The organism is Verrucosispora sp. ts21 (assembly GCF_002879555.1).
GTDB classification, from domain to species: domain Bacteria; phylum Actinomycetota; class Actinomycetes; order Mycobacteriales; family Micromonosporaceae; genus Micromonospora; species Micromonospora gifhornensis.
Genome location: NZ_PNOZ01000025.1, coordinates 35,621 through 50,683 on the forward strand (window position 1 = coordinate 35,621; position 15,063 = coordinate 50,683).

The window sequence follows — 15,063 nt, forward strand, 5'->3', positions numbered from 1 at the left end:
CCGGCATCAATCACTTGCCGAGACGGCGACGCTGGACGCGGGTCTTGCGCAGCAGCTTGCGGTGCTTCTTCTTAGCCATGCGCTTGCGGCGCTTCTTGACCACCGAGCCCATACGAAAGCCTTTCGATGCAACATGCGGCGCGACCGGCAAGACGCCACGAACCGGTGACGTCGGCGACCGCTTACGGACAACGGACCGGACCGGCGGGGTGGGCGGCAGGGCGCACCAGCGGTCACGATCACGCTCCAGCGTAGCGGGACCGCGTCAACCGGGCCAACGCGCCCCCGGTCGATGCCCGTCAGGCGGGCCTGTCCGGGCGGCCTGACGCGCGGATCAGGCAGTCTCCTGGAAGGCCCCACGGAGGTATTCGTGCACCGCGTGCTCCGGCACCCGGAACGACCTGCCGACCCGCACAGCGGCCAGCTCACCACTGTGCACGAGGCGGTAAACCGTCATCTTCGACACCCGCATGACGGTCGCCACCTCGGCGACGGTCAGGAACTTGACATCCGACAGCCGACCGTCGGACGGTGACCCGGCCATGGCTCACCCGACCCATCCCATGCCCTGCGCGTGCCGCCCCACGGGTTCTCCCGCGCGGCCGGCGACGCGCGTGTTACCAGTACGGTAGCGGGACGGCTGTGACCGGCGCGATCCCTTCCTGCAACTGATCACGATGCGGAACCGGGTCGCCGACGAAAAACCCCTGGTCGGGTGGCCTGAAGCCGAATCGCCCGCAATGATCATCTTCGGCCACCTGTGCCGACGACGTCACTCGGCCCGCAACGCGACCACCGGGTCGAGCCGACCGGCCCGCTGGGCGGGTACCACCCCGAAGATGATCCCCACCGCTGCCGAGACGCCGAACGCCAGCGCCAACGACCACCAGGTCACCGCCGCCGGGATGGGTGACACCGCGGCCACCAGCAGTGCGCCGCCCACCCCGAGGGCCATCCCGGTCAGCCCGCCGATCGAGGTGAGCAGCACCGCCTCCAGCAGGAACTGCACGCCGATGTCCCGGGGGCGGGCCCCGACCGCCTTGCGCAGCCCGATCTCCCTGGTCCGTTCGCGCACCGAGACGAGCATGATGTTGGAGACGCCCACCCCGCCGACCAGCAGCGAGATGCCGGCGATGGCGGCCAGGACCCCGGTCAGGATGCCGAGGATGTCGCCCAGTACGCCGAGGATCTGCTCCTGGGTGACGGCGCTGAACTCGGTGCCCGGGTGGCGACCGTTCAACTCGGTGACGATCCGCTGGCCGAGTTCGTCGATCCGGTCCCGATCCGGTGCCCGGACCGCGATCGCGTCCACCCGCTGGGTGCCGTACAGCCGCTGCGCCGCGGTCACCGGGATGTGCACCTCGTCGTCCCGGTCGACGCCGAGGCTCTGCCCGAGCGGGGTGAACACACCGATCACCCGGAACCGCACCCCGGCGACGTTCACCTGCTGACCGACGGCCTCCCGGTCGGGGAACAGGACCCGGGCGACCGAGTCGCCCAGCACGGCGACCCGGCGGCCGGTGTCCACGTCGGAGCGGGTCAGGTAACGGCCCCGGCCCAGGTCGCGGGCGAAGACCGTCGGGGTGGTCTCCAGCACCCCCTGCACCGTGGTGAAGTCCTGACGGTTGCCGGCCCGGACCGTCGCACCCGAGGCGACCGTCACGGCGACCCGGGCGGGATCACCGACCACCCGGCCGACGGCGTCCACGTCCTGCAGAGTCAGCGGGGAGACCGCCGGGGCCGAGCCCACGTCCAGCCGGCCCGGCACGACCAGCAACAGGTTCGAGCCCAGCCCTTCGACCTGCTGCTCGACCGTCTGTTTGGTGCCAGTGCCGATCGCCACCAGCAGCACCACGGAGGCGACCCCGATGATCACCCCGAGCATGGTCAGCAGGCTGCGCATCCGGTTGGCGCGCAGCGCGTCCGCCGCCACCCGCCACGCCTCGGCCAGCCTCACGACCCGACCCCACCCGCGCCGGCCACGCCAGGCCCACTCGCACCGGCCACGCCAGGCCCACTCGCACCGGCCGTGCCGAGTCCGCCCGCACGGGCCGTGCCGAGTCCACCCATGCCGGGTTCGTCGGAGCCGGCGCTGCCGGTGAGCGGGTCCTGGGCGGTGTCCGCGACGACGACGCCGTCGCGCATGGTGATCCGGCGGCGGGCCCGGGCAGCCACCTCAGCGTCGTGGGTGACCATCACCAGCGCCACCCCCGACTCGGCGTTGAGCCGTTCCAGCAGTTCCAGCACGGCCGCGCCGGTGGTGCTGTCCAGGTTGCCGGTCGGCTCGTCGGCGAGCAGCACGGTCGGGTCGGTGACCAGGGCGCGGGCGATCGCCACCCGCTGCTGCTCGCCGCCGGAGAGCTGGTTGGGCCGGTGGTCCAGGCGGTGCCCCAGGCCGACCCGGCCGAGCATCGCGGCGGCTCGTTCCCGCCGCTGGCGGGCGCCCACGCCCCGGTACACCAGCGGCAGCGCCACGTTGTCCACCGCCGTGGTCCGCGGCAGCAGGTGGAACGCCTGGAAGACGAAGCCGATTGTCTCGTTGCGCAGTCGGGCCAGCTCGGGCGCGGAGAGCGCGCCCACCTCCCGGCCACCGATCACCAACCGGCCGCCGGTCGGCCGGTCGAGACCGCCGAGCAGGTGCATGAGGGTGGACTTGCCGGAGCCGGACGGCCCGATCAGGGCCACGTAGTCACCGGCCGCGACGGTCAACGACACACCCCGCAGCGCCGGTACGGAGACCCCGTCGAGTTGGTACGTCCGCGACACGTCGACCGCCTCGATGGCGGGGCTCACCCGACCTCCTGGCCGTCGCGCACCTGGTCGGTGCCGCGTACCACCACCCGGTCACCGGGCTGCACCCCGTCGACGATCTGCACCAGATCCTGGCCCTGCACGCCGACGGTGACCGAGGCTCGCCCCACCCGACCGTCGCGTACCACCCAGACGGTGTCCCGTCCGTCGGCGGAGAAGATCGCGGAGGCGGGTACGGTCACCGCGTCGCTCGCCTCGCGGACCCGCAGCCGCAGCACCGCGTTCATGCCGGGTCGCGGCGCCGGTGCCGGTTCCGCCTCGCCGTACCGGCCTGCGCCGAGCGAGAGCCGGACCCGGTAGCTGACGCCGCCTCGGGCCGAGGTGCTGGGCAGCACGTCGATCGAGCGGACCGTCGCCGGGTAGCTCGCGCCGGTGACCGCGTCCAACTCGACAGTGCCCGTGAGTCCGACCTGGACCAGCAGCACGTCGGTCTCGTCCACCTCGGCCAGCAGGCCCAGCTCACGGGTGTCGACCACGGTCAGCACGGGGGTGCCGGCGGTGACCCGGCCACCCACCGGGACCGCCGTGTCCACCCCGGCGGGCGGGCCGGCTGCCGGGGCGCCGAGCGCGCCCGGGTCGATCCCGGGCGGCAGGCCACCACCGGCGGCGTCGAGCAGCCCGGCCAGCGCACCCGTCGAGCCGGCACCGCTGCTGACGCCGCCCGGCTGCACGACACCGGCGATCGGTGCCCGCAGGGTCAGCGCGTCGACCGTCGCCTTTGCCAGGTCGTGCGCCTGCTGTGCCTGGAGGCGTTGGGCGGTGGCCAACGCGCCGACGGCGGAGTTCAGGCTGCGTACGCCGCTCTGCACCTCGCGTACCGCGCGGTCGGCGGCGCGCGCGGCGGCGTCGTACTGCCGCTGCGCGGACTCGACCTGGGCGAGCAGTGCCTTGCGCAGCTTCGGATCGCTGATCTTCCCGGCGGCGGCGCGCGCGGCGGCGTGCGCCTGCGCGGCGGCCCGGTCGGTGCCCCGCAGCGAACCGGTGAGGTTGCCACCGCCACCACCGCCCGCCCGCTTGGCGGCGTCGAGCGCCGCGCGGGCCTGCCGCAGCCGCTCCCGCGCCGACGGCGAATCGACCACGGCAAGCACCTGGCCACGCTTGACCTGCTGCCCCGGCTCGACGCGGAGGCTGCGCAGCGTCCCGTCGGCAGGGGCGGTGAGCGTGGCCGCTGCCCGGGCGACGACCGTGGCCGGGGCGTCGATCTCCTCCGTCACCGGTGCCAGCACGGCCGAGGCCAGCGCGATCGGCGGCTCGTCACTGCCGCAGGAGGCGGCGCTCGTGAGAGTCAGGACGGCGACGGCGAGCAGGGCGGTGAACAGGCGGGGCCGCGTGGCTGAGGGCAGCCGCGGCGGGTCGGGGCGGCGCACCCGACACATGCTACGAGGCTACGTCGACTTCCCTTCAGCGCACCGCCGCGCGAATCTGGGTGGCGCACTCGGCCTGCAGTTCCGACCATGGCGCACCGAGAATCTCCTCGGCGATCTGGGCCGCCGGTCGGCGGTCGTGCACCGCCGCCTTGAAGAAGGCGAGCAGCTTCTCCTCGCCGAACCGGTCCGCGAAGTAGCGCACCGCGAGGTACGCGATGCCGTACCGGCCGTTCACCTCGTCGTCGCTCATCCCTTCGATGGGATAGAGGTCGTCGAGCTTGCCGTTCCAGTCACCGCGCACCAGTCGCCGGGTCTGCGCCAGCACCGGGTAGCGCGCGACCGGCTCGCCGTCGGCGGCCGCGTGTTCGGCCAGCCCGTCGACCAGCCACCATGCCGGATCCTCCCAGTAACCGTCGGGCAGCGTGGCGGCGTGGGTCAGCTCGTGCCGGAGCAGTTGGTCGAAATAGTCGCCGTAGTACAGGCTCTCCGGCCCGAGCACGACCTCGTGGTGACCGCCGCCGATGCCGATCGCCAGGCCGTCGCCCCAGTACGATTGCCCGCCGCCGTACCAGGTCCGCCATTCCTTCTCACCGGCGTAGAAGATCCGGTACCGGTCCGGTGGGGTGCCGTCCACCGCGTACCGGTCGGCGACCCTGGCCGCCGCCTCGGCCCGCAGCAGCAGGATCGGCAGCAGTTCGCGGTGCTCCCGGACGGTCGCCACGATCGTCCGCTGCCCGACCACCGAGGTCAGCTCGCTGACCTCCCACGGCATGCTGCCGGGCTGCTCGCTGTGCGGACCGAGCACGGACGGCGAGGGCTTCGACTTCTCGATCTCCAGCAGTCGGGGCTCGGGGCCGTCACGCCACCGGGTGTCGATGACGATCGAGGTCGGCTGGCACCCACGCAGGACGAGGCAGTAGTCGATCGACACGGGCATCCGCCACTCGCCCGGTGTGCCCGCCCCGGTGGGCAGGCCGCTCGGGCGGGCCGACCAGCGGGTCACCCGCAACGCCTGGAGCGAGTCGTACCGGCGGCGCAGCTCGGTGCGTGCGGTGTCGGATTCGGCGATCGCCAGGAACCCGGCCCGATCGCCGGCGAGCAGCGCGGCGGACTGGCGGTTCAGCAGCTCGCCGATCCGCTCGGCGAGCTGCCGGGCAGCCACCGTGGTCGGATTCTCGGTCGGGTCCTCGGTCGGAGCAGCGGCCCCGGTCGACGTCTCACCGTCACGGCCGGTGTCCATCATCAGCACCACCGCCGCCGGCAGGGTGCAGGCCACCAGCAACACCACCATGAGCAGAGACGCCCACAGCCACCACCACGCCCGCGCGGGCCTGGTGGTGCCGCCCTCGCTCTCCCCGTGTGTCACGCCGGGAAGCGTACGGCCGTCACGCCGACCGCGCGATCATCCTTTCGCGCGCAATGAGGTCACGCCGTCGCCGCTTCCGCCTGATCCTGCGGCCATCGGCGGAACGCGATGCCCAACGCCGTGATCATCTGCTCGAAGGAGCGGTCGACCTCGCGGGGCAGGCCGAAGTCGCCGGCCGCCTCCAGGGCGACGAAGCCGTGCACGGCGGCCCGGAACATGCGGGCTCCGTCGACCGCGCTGTCGCCCTCGATGCCGTAGCCGCGCAGGATGGCGAAGACGACGCCGACCGCACGCTCGCTGGCGGCCACGTGCGCCTGGTCGGTCGGATCCGGCACCCGCTGGGCAGCCGGGTAGCGGCCGGGATGCCGGCGCGCGTACGACCGGTAGGCGGTGGCGACGGCCCGCAACGCGTCCTCGCGGCTGCGGCCGGCGGCGGCCGTGGTCATCTCCTCGGCGAGTTCGGCGGTGGCCAGCGCGGAGAGCTTCTGGGCCAACGCGTCGGCGCCCTTGATGTGCTTGTAGAGGCTCGGCAACGCGACGCCGAGTCGGTTGGCCAGCGCGGCGAGGGTGAGCTTCTGGTAGCCGACCTCGTCGGCCAGCACGGCCGCCTCGCGCACCACGACCTGCGGGTTGAGCCCGGCCCTAGGCACGATCGGTCACCGCCAGAAAGTCGGTCAGCGCGGCGGCGGTCGCCTCGGGACGGTCGGCGTGCGGGTAATGCCCGGCGTCGGTGACCATCCGCGCCTCGGCGAGCGGGAAGAGTCGCCGGGCGGCGCGGGCCTCGGCGCCCGGATCGGGAAAGTCCGGGTCCTTCGTGCCCATCAGCACCAGCACCGGCTGACGCACCTGCGCAGCGACGGTGGTCCAGTGCGGGTCGACCGGGGCGGCCACCTCGCGTACCGGCAGCATCCGGCCCGGCCGGCGCAGCGCGGTCACCAGGCTCTTGCGGTACGCGGCGTCGTCCGAGGGCCGGTGGACCGGGAACAGGGTGCGGTGGAACATGCCGAACAGTCGGGGACTGCGGACCACCGCCCACACGCCGAGCCGCATGACGGGGTTGAGCTTCGGCTGCTCGACGAACGCACCTTCCAGCACGATCCCGCTGACCAGGTCGGGTGCCTCGGCGGCGGCGAAGACCACGGCCGCGGCGCTTGAGGAGTTGCCGAGCAGGGTGGCCGGGCGGCCGCCGAGGTCACGGACCACCGCCAGCAGATCGCGCCCCACCTCGGCCGGGGCGTACGTCGCCCAGCCGATGGTGGAGTCGCCGTGGCCCCGTACGTCGACCGAGGCGACCTGGTAGCCGGCCGCCACCAGCAGCGGGATCAGGTGCCGGTAGGAGTGGCGGTTCTCCCCCATGCCGTGCGAGAGAACCACCAACGGCCCCTGACCGTGCACCTCGTACGCGATCCGTCCGCCGTCGCGCACCACAAAGCTAGCTGTCATAGCTGTAAGGCTAATGTCATTAGCTAAACGCGTCAAGGCGAGCCCACAGCAAGGTCCTGCGGGGTTCCGACGCCGGGCGGCGGCTACTTGCGCGAGGTCAGGGCGCGGCCGAAGAAGGCGAGGTTGGCGGGACGCTCGGCGAGCCGGCGCATCAGGTAGCCGTACCAGTCGTCGCCGTACGGCACATAGGTGCGCACCGTGTAGCCGTCGCCGACCAGCCGGTCCTGCTCCTCGGGCCGGATGCCGTAGAGCATCTGGAACTCGAAGCGGTCCGGCGCACGGTCGAACCAGCGGGCCCGGTCCTCGGCGATGGCGATCAGTCGCGGGTCATGGGTGGCAAGCATGGGATAGCCGTCGCCCGACATCAGGATGTTCAGGCAGCGGACGTACGACTTGTCCACCTCACGGGCCGCCTGGTAGGCCACCGACTCGGGCTCCTTGTACGCCCCCTTGCACAACCGCACCCGCGACCCGGCCGTGGCCAGATCACGGCAGTCCGACTCGGTACGCCGCAGGTACGCCTGGAGCACCGCCCCGGTCGACGGGTAGTCCTTGCGCAGCTTGGCCAGGATGTCCAGGGTCGAGTCGGTGGTGGTGTGGTCTTCCATGTCCAGGGTGACAGTGGTCTGCGCGGCGTCGGCGGCAGCGCAGATCGCCCGGGCGTTGTCGTAGGCCAACTGCTCGTCGAAGGCTTGACCGAGCGCGGAGAGCTTGACACTCACCTCGGCGGCGGGGGTCAGTCCCGCCTCGGCGAGCCGCCCCAGCAGGGTGAGGTACTCGTCGCGTACGGCGATGGCCTGTTCGGGGCTGACCGTGTCTTCGCCGAGGTGGTCGAGCGTGACCGCGAGGCCGCCGTCGACGAGCTCGCGGGTTGCGCGCAACGCGTCGTCGGTCTGCGCACCGGCGACGAACCGGCGTACGACGTCCCGGGAGAACGGGGCCGTCGCGACGAGCCGCTCGACCCGGGATGACCGGGAGGCGGCGAGGATGACGGAACGGAGCATGAGCCGAGCGTAACGCCCACCCCACCGCGCAATTGCGGCCCCGGCCCACCCCGCCCGCGTTGTAAGGAAGGGCCCCTTTTTAACACTTGGATGTGAGAAGGGAACCCTTCTATACCGCAGGCGTTAACAGGGTGCCCTTCCTTACACCAGCAGCACACCAGCAGCACACCAGCAGCACAGCAGCAGCGCACCGGCGGCGCATGGGTAGCCCGGGGCGACGAGCCTGGCGTTCATCGGTTACAACGATGGCGTGAAATCACACCCCCGACGCCGCCTCCGCTCGACCTCCGTGCAACTTGGCGCGCTCACCGCCCTGGCGCTCGCCCTCTCCGGTTGCAACCTGGTCTCCGACGACGACGATGACGACTGCGCGATGGGTCCGGGCGGGGGTGGTGACACCGTGGCGATGACGCTGCGGACTCCGGCGCCCGTACCCGAGATGGGCGTCGGCAGCCCGGTCACCGAGACGGTGGCCACGGCCGTGCCCGACCGCGGCGGGTTCGGCTCCCACCAGGCATCCTGCGGGGGCTGAGATGCGCCGCGAGCGGGTCGACCCGCGCCCCGACTGGGACGCCACCATCCGCGCCCAGGGCCTGGTGTACGTGGACACCGAACTGCCCGACGGCGGGGTGATGTCGTACTGGGACGAGACGGCCGCCTACGCCTTCGACCTGGCGGAGGTGCTGCGGCTGGAGGAGGCCACCGAGGAGCTGCACCGGATGTCGGTGGCTGCCGCCGAGCACGTGGTGGCCCGCAACCGGTACGCCGAGTTCGGCATCCCCCGCTGGGCGGCCGAGGCGGTGGCCCGGTCGCTGCGCGAGTCCCCGCCCACGCTCTACGGCCGGTTCGATCTCTGGTACGACGGCAGTTGGCCGCCGAAGATGCTGGAGTACAACGCCGACACCCCGACCGCGCTCGTCGAGGCGAGCATCATCCAGTGGTACTGGCTGGAGCACACCCGGCCGGAGCTGGACCAGTGGAACAGCCTGCACGAGCGACTCGTCGGTGCCTGGGCGAAGATCGGCGCCGGCCTGCACGACCGGCGGGTGCACGTGGTCTGGTCGAACGAGGAGGAGACCGGCGAGGACCACATGACCGCCGGCTACCTGGCCGAGACCGCCCGTCAGGCCGGGCTGGACGTCGAACTGCTGCCGATCCAGGAGGTGGGTTGGGACGGCCGCCGCTTCGTCGACCGCGCCGACCAGCCGATCACCACCTGTTTCAAGCTGTATCCCTGGGAGTGGATGCTCGCCGAGCCGTACGGTCCGCTGGCCCTTCAGCCGGGCACGCCGACCACCTGGATCGAGCCGGCGTGGAAGCTGCTGCTGTCCAACAAGGCGTTGCTGGCGGTGCTCTGGGAGCTGTACCCCGACCACGAACTGCTGCTGCCGGCGTACCTCGACTCACCGCGCGGCATGTCGGAGTACGTGGCCAAGCCGCTGCTCGGCCGCGAAGGCGCGTCGGTTCGGATCGTCACCCCGACCGGTGAGATCAACAGCCCGGGCGACTACGGTGAGGAGGGCTTCTGCTACCAGCAGTTCCGGGCGCTGCCCGAGTTCGCCGGCAGCCGGCTGGTGCTGGGCAGCTGGATCGTCGACGGCGAGTCGGCCGGCACCGGGCTCCGGGAGAGCGCGAGCCTGATCACCGACGGCTATGCACGGTTCCTGCCGCACTACATCGACGCGCCGCGAGGCGCGTGAGTCGTCTACCGTTGGAGGGGTGAACTTCGACGCGTACGCCCGGACCGGAGTTGACCTTGTCAACGCCCGTCTGGACGGCCTCGACGACCTGCGGTCCATCTTCCCCGACGACAACGCCTGGATGCGCGACGAGGTCGTGGAACGCGACCTGGCAGTGTTCCGGCGGGCGCAGAAGCGGTTGCGCGACGTCTTCGAGTACGGCACATCCGGGCGCGATGCCGAGGCGGTAGCCGAGTTGAACTCGCTGCTTGAGGCGTTCCCGGTGCAGCCACGCATCTCGGGACACGACTCCAGCGACTGGCACATGCACGTGACCAGCCGGGGTGCCTCGGTGAGTTCGGAATTCCTCGCCGGAGCGGTGTGGGGGTTGTCGGTCTGGCTCTGCGAGTACGGCAGCGCCCGCTTCGGTGTCTGCGCGGACGACCGCTGCGGCAACGTCTATCTGGACACGTCCTCGAACTGCTGCCGCCGTTTCTGCTCGGAGCGGTGCGCCACCCGCTCCCACGTGGCCGCGCACCGGGCTCGCAAGCGGGCCGCCGTGCCGACGCAGACCGACCCGCTGACGCCCGTCTCCTGACCGGCCCTCAGGCGTCGACCGGTGAGGTCGCGCTGAGGTGCTCGCGGGCGAAGGCGAGGGACTGGCGCAGGTCCGCCTCGCGGACCTGCCGACTCTTCGCGCCCCGGGTGGTCACCTCCACCGCGACCGAGCCGGTGAAGCCCCGACCGGCGAGCGAGCGCAGCAACTCGGCGCAGGGCTGACCGCCCCGACCGGGCACCAGATGCTCGTCGCGGCCCTCGCCGGTGCCGTCACCGAGATGCACGTGCGCCAGACCGGCACCCATCCGATCGGCCATCCCCAGCGCGTCGGTGTGCGAGGCGGCGCAGTGCGACAGATCGAGGGTGTACGAGGCGTAACCGACCTCCGTCGGATCCCATCCGGGCGCATACGGCACGAACTGCCGGCCCGCCATCCGGACCGGGTACATGTTCTCCACCGCGATGTGCAGTCCGCCGAACTCGCCGGTCAGCTTGTCCAGCCCGTCGGCGAAGGTGCGCGCGTAGTCCCGCTGCCAGGTGAACGGCGGGTGCACCACCACCGTCGGCGCCTGGAGGGTCTCGGCGAGGACGGCCGAACGTCGCAGCCGCTCCCACGGGTCCGGGCTCCAGACCCGCTGCGTGACCAGCAGGCAGGGAGCGTGCACGGAGAGTACCGGCACGCCGTAGTGCTCGGCCAGCCCCCGCAGCGCACCGGCGTCCTGGCTGACGGCGTCGGTCCAGACCATCACCTCGATCCCGTCGTAGCCGAGCTCGGCGGCCAACTGGAACGCCGCCGCAGTCCGCTCAGGGAAGACCGAGGACGTGGACAGGAGCACCGGAACGCGGGAAGTCACACCACCGAGGGTAGCCGCCGTCGATTGAACCAATGTGACGAGAACTCCACAATGCGGGCAAACCTGGCATCCGATGTCACTCTGGAGCCAACCGATCCAGCCGGTCGAGGATCACGCCCTCCCGCAGCGCCCACGGGCAGATGTCCAGGGAGTCGACGCCGAGCCGCCGCATCACCGACTCGGCGACGACCGCACCGGCCAGCAGCTGGTGGGCCCGCGCGGCGCTGACCCCGTCCAACTCGGCCAACTGGGCGGGGGCGATGTGCCGGATGAAACCCAACACCTGGCGCAGCCCGCCACGGGTGAGCCGGCGACGGGTCCAGATGCCGGCACCGCTGGGCGCGGCCCCGGCCAACCGGGCGAGGGTACGGAACGTCTTGGAGGTCGCCACCGGGCGTTCCCAGCTCACCTCGGCCAACTGCTCGACCACCGGGTCAAGGAGGCTGTCGACGTACTCCTGAAGCTCCTGCACCACCTGCGGGCCGGGCGGGACCGCGCTCTGCGGATCGACGACGAGCCGGTCCCGGGTCAGCCGCCCCGCGCCGAGCGGCAGGGAGACCGCCACGTCCGGGTCCTCGTCGACACCGGCCGCGATCTCCAACGAGCCGCCGCCGATGTCCAGCACCAGCAGCCGCCCCGCCGACCAGCCGAACCACCGCCGGACCGCGAGGAAGGTCATCCGCGCCTCGTCGGCACCCGAGAGCACTTCCAGGCGTACGCCGGTGGTCTCCTGGACCCGGGCGAGCACCTCGGCGCTGTTGGTCGCGTCGCGGACCGCGGAGGTGGCGAAGGCGAGCAGTTGGTCGACCTCGAGCGCGGTGGCCGAGGCGCGGGCCGCGCCGACCGCCTCGACCAGGGCGTCCGCAGCGGTCTCGGGCAACGCACCGTCCGGCGTGAGCTGCTCGGCGAGCCGCAACACCGCCTTCTCGGAGTGCGCCGGCCACGGATGTGCGCCGCGATGGGCGTCGACCACCAGCAGGTGCACCGTGTTGGAACCGACGTCGAGGACACCCAGCCGCATGGGAAAACCCTAGGGCAACCCGTTCGCGTCACTGCCCGGCCTGCCGGGCGCACCACGCGTACGCTGGGCCGGGTGACAGGGCAGATCGAGCTTCACGTGCTGGTGGACGACCCGGCGGACCCGCGCAGCCGCGAGGTGCCGCTGGATTTTCCCCGCGAGTGGATCGAATTCGTCGACCCGGCGGACGAGCGGCACGTGGTACGCGCCGACCTCACCTGGCTGCTCTCCCGTTGGACGTGCATCTTCGGTCAGGGCTGCCACGGCATCATCGCCGGGCGGGCCGCCGACGGCTGCTGCTCGCACGGCGCGTTCTTCACCGACTCCGACGACGAGAAGCGGGTCCGCGCGGCGGTCAAGCGGCTCACCCCGGCCACCTGGCAGCACTTCCGCCGTGGGTTCAAGAACTGGACCGAGAACGACACCGTGGACGGCAAGAACCCGGCCCGGCGGACCGCCACCCGGGACGCGGAAGGGCCCTGCGTCTTCCTCAACGACGCGGACTTCCCCGGTGGTGGCGGCTGTGCGCTGCACGCCCAGGCGCTGCGCGACGGGGCGCATCCGCTGGAGTACAAGCCGGACGTGTGCTGGCAGTTGCCCATCCGCCGGGACCAGGACTGGGTCACGCGGCCGGACAACACCAAGGTGCTGGTCTCCACACTCGCCGAGTTCGACCGCCGGGGCTGGGGTGCCGGCGGCCACGACCTCGACTGGTGGTGCACCTCGTCCACGGACGCGCACGTCGGGACCGAACCGATGTACCTGTCGTACGGCCCGGAGTTGACCGCGCTGATCGGCGCGCCCGCGTACGCGAAGCTTGCCGAGTTGTGCGCGACCCGGCTGCGGCAGGGCATGGTCGCCCCGCACCCCGCCGACCCGGCCTGACCGCCCGGGCCAGCCTGACCGCCCGGGGGCCGGCCTGATCGTCCGGGCCGATGGGATCAGGGCTCGAACTTGTAGCCGAGACCACGCACGGTGACGATGTGCCGCGGCGAGGACGGCTCCGGTTCGATCTTGGAGCGCAGGCGCTTGACGTGCACGTCCAGGGTCTTGGTGTCGCCCACGTAGTCGGCACCCCAGACGCGGTCGATCAACTGCCCCCGGGTGAGCACCCGACCGGCGTTGCGCAGCAGCAGCTCCAGCAGCTCGAACTCCTTGAGCGGCAGCTGCACCGTGCTCCCGGCGACGGTCACCACGTGCCGCTCGATGTCCATCCGGACCGGCCCGGCCGCCAACGCCGCCGTGCCCGACTCGACGGTCTCGGGAGACTGCCGGCGCAGCACCGCCCGGATCCGGGCGACCAGCTCACGGGGTGAGTACGGCTTGGTGATGTAGTCGTCGGCGCCGATCTCCAAGCCGACCACCTTGTCGATCTCGCTGTCCCGGGCGGTGACCATGATGATCGGCACGTGCGAGCGCTGACGCAGCTGACGGCAGACCTCGGTGCCGGACATCTCGGGCAGCATCAGGTCGAGCAGCACGATGTCGGCGCCCGCCCGGTCGAACTCGGTGAGCGCCGCGGTGCCCGTGGCGGCCACGGAGACCTCGAAGCCCTCTTTGCGAAGCATGTACGACAGGGCGTCGGAGAACGACTCCTCGTCCTCGACCACCAGTACGCGGCTCAACGGCCTTTCCTTTCCATGTGCACTCAGCTCTGCCGGGCCTCGGCCGGACCAGGCTCGATACCAACCGACGGCAGTGTCGACAGCAGGTCGTCCGGAGGACGGGCCGGCAGCCGGAGGGTGAACGTCGACCCACCGCCAAGAGTGCTCGACACCTCGACCCGTCCGCCATGGTTGCTGGCGATGTGCTTGACGATCGCCAACCCGAGCCCGGTGCCGCCGGTCGCGCGGGAACGCGCCTGGTCGGCGCGGTAGAACCGCTCGAAGATCCGGTCCACGTCGGTGGGGGCGATGCCGATGCCCTGGTCGGTGACGGCGATCTCGACATGCTCCGGCGTGGCCCGCGCGGTGACCAGGACCGTGGTGTCCTCGCTCGAATAGTTGACGGCGTTCTCCACCAGATTCGCCACTGCCGTGGCCAACTGACTGTCGCTGCCGTACACGGTCAGCCCGCGCTTCGCGTCCACCGTCACGGTGACCCGTCGGGCGGTCGCCGCGGTCCGGGTGCGGTCGATCACCTCGGAGATCACCCAGTCCACCGCGACCGGCTCCGGGGCGGGCTGTGGTTCGGCGCCCTGCAACCGGGTCAGTTCCAGCAACTCCTGCACCAGCCGTCCCAGCCGGGTCGACTCGTGCTGGATCCGCTCGGCGAACCGTCGGGCGGCGACCAGGTCCTCGGAACGGTCGGGCGGCCCCGCCCCGGCCGGCTCGGTGGCGTCGAGCAGCGCCTCGGCGAGCAGTTGCAGCGCACCGATCGGCGTCTTCAACTCGTGACTGACGTTGGCGACGAAGTCGCGGCGGACCCGCGCGAGGCGGTGCGACTCGGTCACGTCGACCGCCTCCAGCGCCACGTGGTCGTTGCCCAGCCCCATCGCCCGCAGGTGCACGCCCAGCGGGTTCTCCCCGCCGTTGTCGCGGCCCCGGGGCAGGTCCAGCTCGATCTCGCGGCGGACGCCGGTGCGCCGGACCTGCCCGGCCAGGGTACGGACCAACGGATGGGCGATCACCGAACCCGGCCGAGCGCCGGTACGCAGCAGCCCCAGGGCCCGTGCTGCGGGGTTGACGAGCACCGGCACGTCCTCGGCGTCGAGCACCACGACCCCCACACGCAGTGAGTCGATCGTTCGTCGGCCGAGCCCGACCTGCACATCCTCGACGATTGCCTGCCTCCCCCTGCCGAACCGGAGCCGGCCTGACCCGCTCCGGCGGGAACTACCCGTACGACGTGCGTCGGCAACGAGCCGGGACAGCAACAACCCGACGACCACTCCGGCCGCCAGAGCCCCGGCCACGCTCACCGCCACCGCCCATGTCACTCGGTGATCGTATGGTCAATGCTCG

17 protein-coding genes are annotated in these 15,063 nt (G+C 71.8%); 4 read left to right on the forward strand and 13 right to left on the reverse strand.

Annotation, left to right across the window (positions count from 1 at the left end):
• Window positions 1–10: 10 nt before the first annotated feature.
• From C1A38_RS13360 to C1A38_RS13400, 9 genes are all read right to left on the reverse strand, one after another.
• Complete coding sequence (locus C1A38_RS13360) at window positions 11–112, reverse strand: 30S ribosomal protein bS22 (protein ID WP_007465623.1); 102 nt, start codon at window positions 110–112, stop codon at window positions 11–13.
• A gap of 222 nt (window positions 113–334) precedes the next feature.
• Complete coding sequence (locus tag C1A38_RS13365; protein WP_013736082.1) at window positions 335–544, reverse strand: helix-turn-helix domain-containing protein; 210 nt, start codon at window positions 542–544, stop codon at window positions 335–337.
• A 228-nt stretch (window positions 545–772) separates the two neighbouring features.
• Complete coding sequence (locus C1A38_RS13370; RefSeq protein WP_013736083.1) at window positions 773–1,957, reverse strand: ABC transporter permease; 1,185 nt, start codon at window positions 1,955–1,957, stop codon at window positions 773–775.
• On the reverse strand, window positions 1,954–2,793 hold the full coding sequence (locus C1A38_RS13375; protein WP_102658152.1) for an ABC transporter ATP-binding protein: 840 nt from the start codon (window positions 2,791–2,793) through the stop codon (window positions 1,954–1,956). Before C1A38_RS13375 ends, C1A38_RS13370 begins: the two co-directional genes overlap by 4 nt.
• Entirely contained in the window at window positions 2,790–4,187 is a 1,398-nt protein-coding gene (locus tag C1A38_RS13380) for an efflux RND transporter periplasmic adaptor subunit (protein WP_102658153.1), read from the reverse strand. The genes C1A38_RS13375 and C1A38_RS13380 overlap by 4 nt, the downstream gene beginning before the upstream one ends.
• A gap of 25 nt (window positions 4,188–4,212) precedes the next feature.
• Window positions 4,213–5,544, reverse strand: coding sequence for a hypothetical protein (locus C1A38_RS13385; RefSeq protein ID WP_102658154.1), 1,332 nt, complete (start codon window positions 5,542–5,544; stop codon window positions 4,213–4,215).
• A 59-nt stretch (window positions 5,545–5,603) separates the two neighbouring features.
• A complete protein-coding gene (locus tag C1A38_RS13390; protein WP_102658155.1) occupies window positions 5,604–6,194 on the reverse strand; it encodes a TetR/AcrR family transcriptional regulator in 591 nt (196 codons plus the stop codon).
• A complete protein-coding gene (locus tag C1A38_RS13395) occupies window positions 6,187–6,987 on the reverse strand; it encodes an alpha/beta fold hydrolase (RefSeq protein ID WP_102658156.1) in 801 nt (266 codons plus the stop codon). Before C1A38_RS13395 ends, C1A38_RS13390 begins: the two co-directional genes overlap by 8 nt.
• An 83-nt stretch (window positions 6,988–7,070) precedes the next feature.
• Entirely contained in the window at window positions 7,071–7,991 is a 921-nt protein-coding gene (locus tag C1A38_RS13400; protein WP_102658157.1) for a proline dehydrogenase family protein, read from the reverse strand.
• A gap of 250 nt (window positions 7,992–8,241) precedes the next feature.
• Here C1A38_RS13400 and C1A38_RS13405 point away from each other — a divergent pair, with 250 nt between their 5' ends.
• From C1A38_RS13405 to C1A38_RS13415, 3 genes are read left to right on the forward strand one after another with little or no spacing between them, the layout of a single operon-like run.
• Window positions 8,242–8,523, forward strand: coding sequence for a hypothetical protein (locus tag C1A38_RS13405; protein WP_233196802.1), 282 nt, complete (start codon window positions 8,242–8,244; stop codon window positions 8,521–8,523).
• A 1-nt stretch (window position 8,524) separates the two neighbouring features.
• Window positions 8,525–9,691, forward strand: a complete 1,167-nt coding sequence (locus tag C1A38_RS13410; RefSeq protein ID WP_102658159.1) for a glutathionylspermidine synthase family protein — start codon at window positions 8,525–8,527, stop codon at window positions 9,689–9,691.
• A gap of 19 nt (window positions 9,692–9,710) precedes the next feature.
• Window positions 9,711–10,268, forward strand: coding sequence for a CGNR zinc finger domain-containing protein (locus tag C1A38_RS13415; RefSeq protein WP_013736091.1), 558 nt, complete (start codon window positions 9,711–9,713; stop codon window positions 10,266–10,268).
• A gap of 7 nt (window positions 10,269–10,275) precedes the next feature.
• Here C1A38_RS13415 and C1A38_RS13420 read toward each other — a convergent pair whose 3' ends face one another.
• Both C1A38_RS13420 and C1A38_RS13425 read right to left on the reverse strand, forming a co-directional pair.
• The gene (locus C1A38_RS13420; RefSeq protein ID WP_199180196.1) at window positions 10,276–11,082 is read right to left on the reverse strand and encodes a sugar phosphate isomerase/epimerase family protein; all 807 of its coding nucleotides are present in this window, start codon (window positions 11,080–11,082) and stop codon (window positions 10,276–10,278) included.
• Window positions 11,083–11,158: 76 nt separating this feature from the next.
• Window positions 11,159–12,103 (reverse strand): Ppx/GppA phosphatase family protein, encoded by a 945-nt coding sequence (locus C1A38_RS13425; RefSeq protein ID WP_102658160.1) that lies wholly within the window; start codon window positions 12,101–12,103, stop codon window positions 11,159–11,161.
• Window positions 12,104–12,175: 72 nt separating this feature from the next.
• Here C1A38_RS13425 and C1A38_RS13430 point away from each other — a divergent pair, with 72 nt between their 5' ends.
• Entirely contained in the window at window positions 12,176–12,985 is an 810-nt protein-coding gene (locus C1A38_RS13430) for a DUF3109 family protein (protein ID WP_102658161.1), read from the forward strand.
• A gap of 56 nt (window positions 12,986–13,041) precedes the next feature.
• Here the strand turns inward: C1A38_RS13430 and C1A38_RS13435 are convergent, their stop codons facing one another.
• Together C1A38_RS13435 and C1A38_RS13440 are read right to left on the reverse strand one after the other, a co-directional pair.
• Window positions 13,042–13,725: a response regulator transcription factor gene (locus C1A38_RS13435; RefSeq protein ID WP_102658162.1), complete on the reverse strand. Its 684-nt coding sequence runs from the start codon at window positions 13,723–13,725 to the stop codon at window positions 13,042–13,044.
• Window positions 13,726–13,748: 23 nt separating this feature from the next.
• Complete coding sequence (locus C1A38_RS13440) at window positions 13,749–15,038, reverse strand: ATP-binding protein (RefSeq protein WP_502696935.1); 1,290 nt, start codon at window positions 15,036–15,038, stop codon at window positions 13,749–13,751.
• Window positions 15,039–15,063 lie beyond the last annotated feature (25 nt).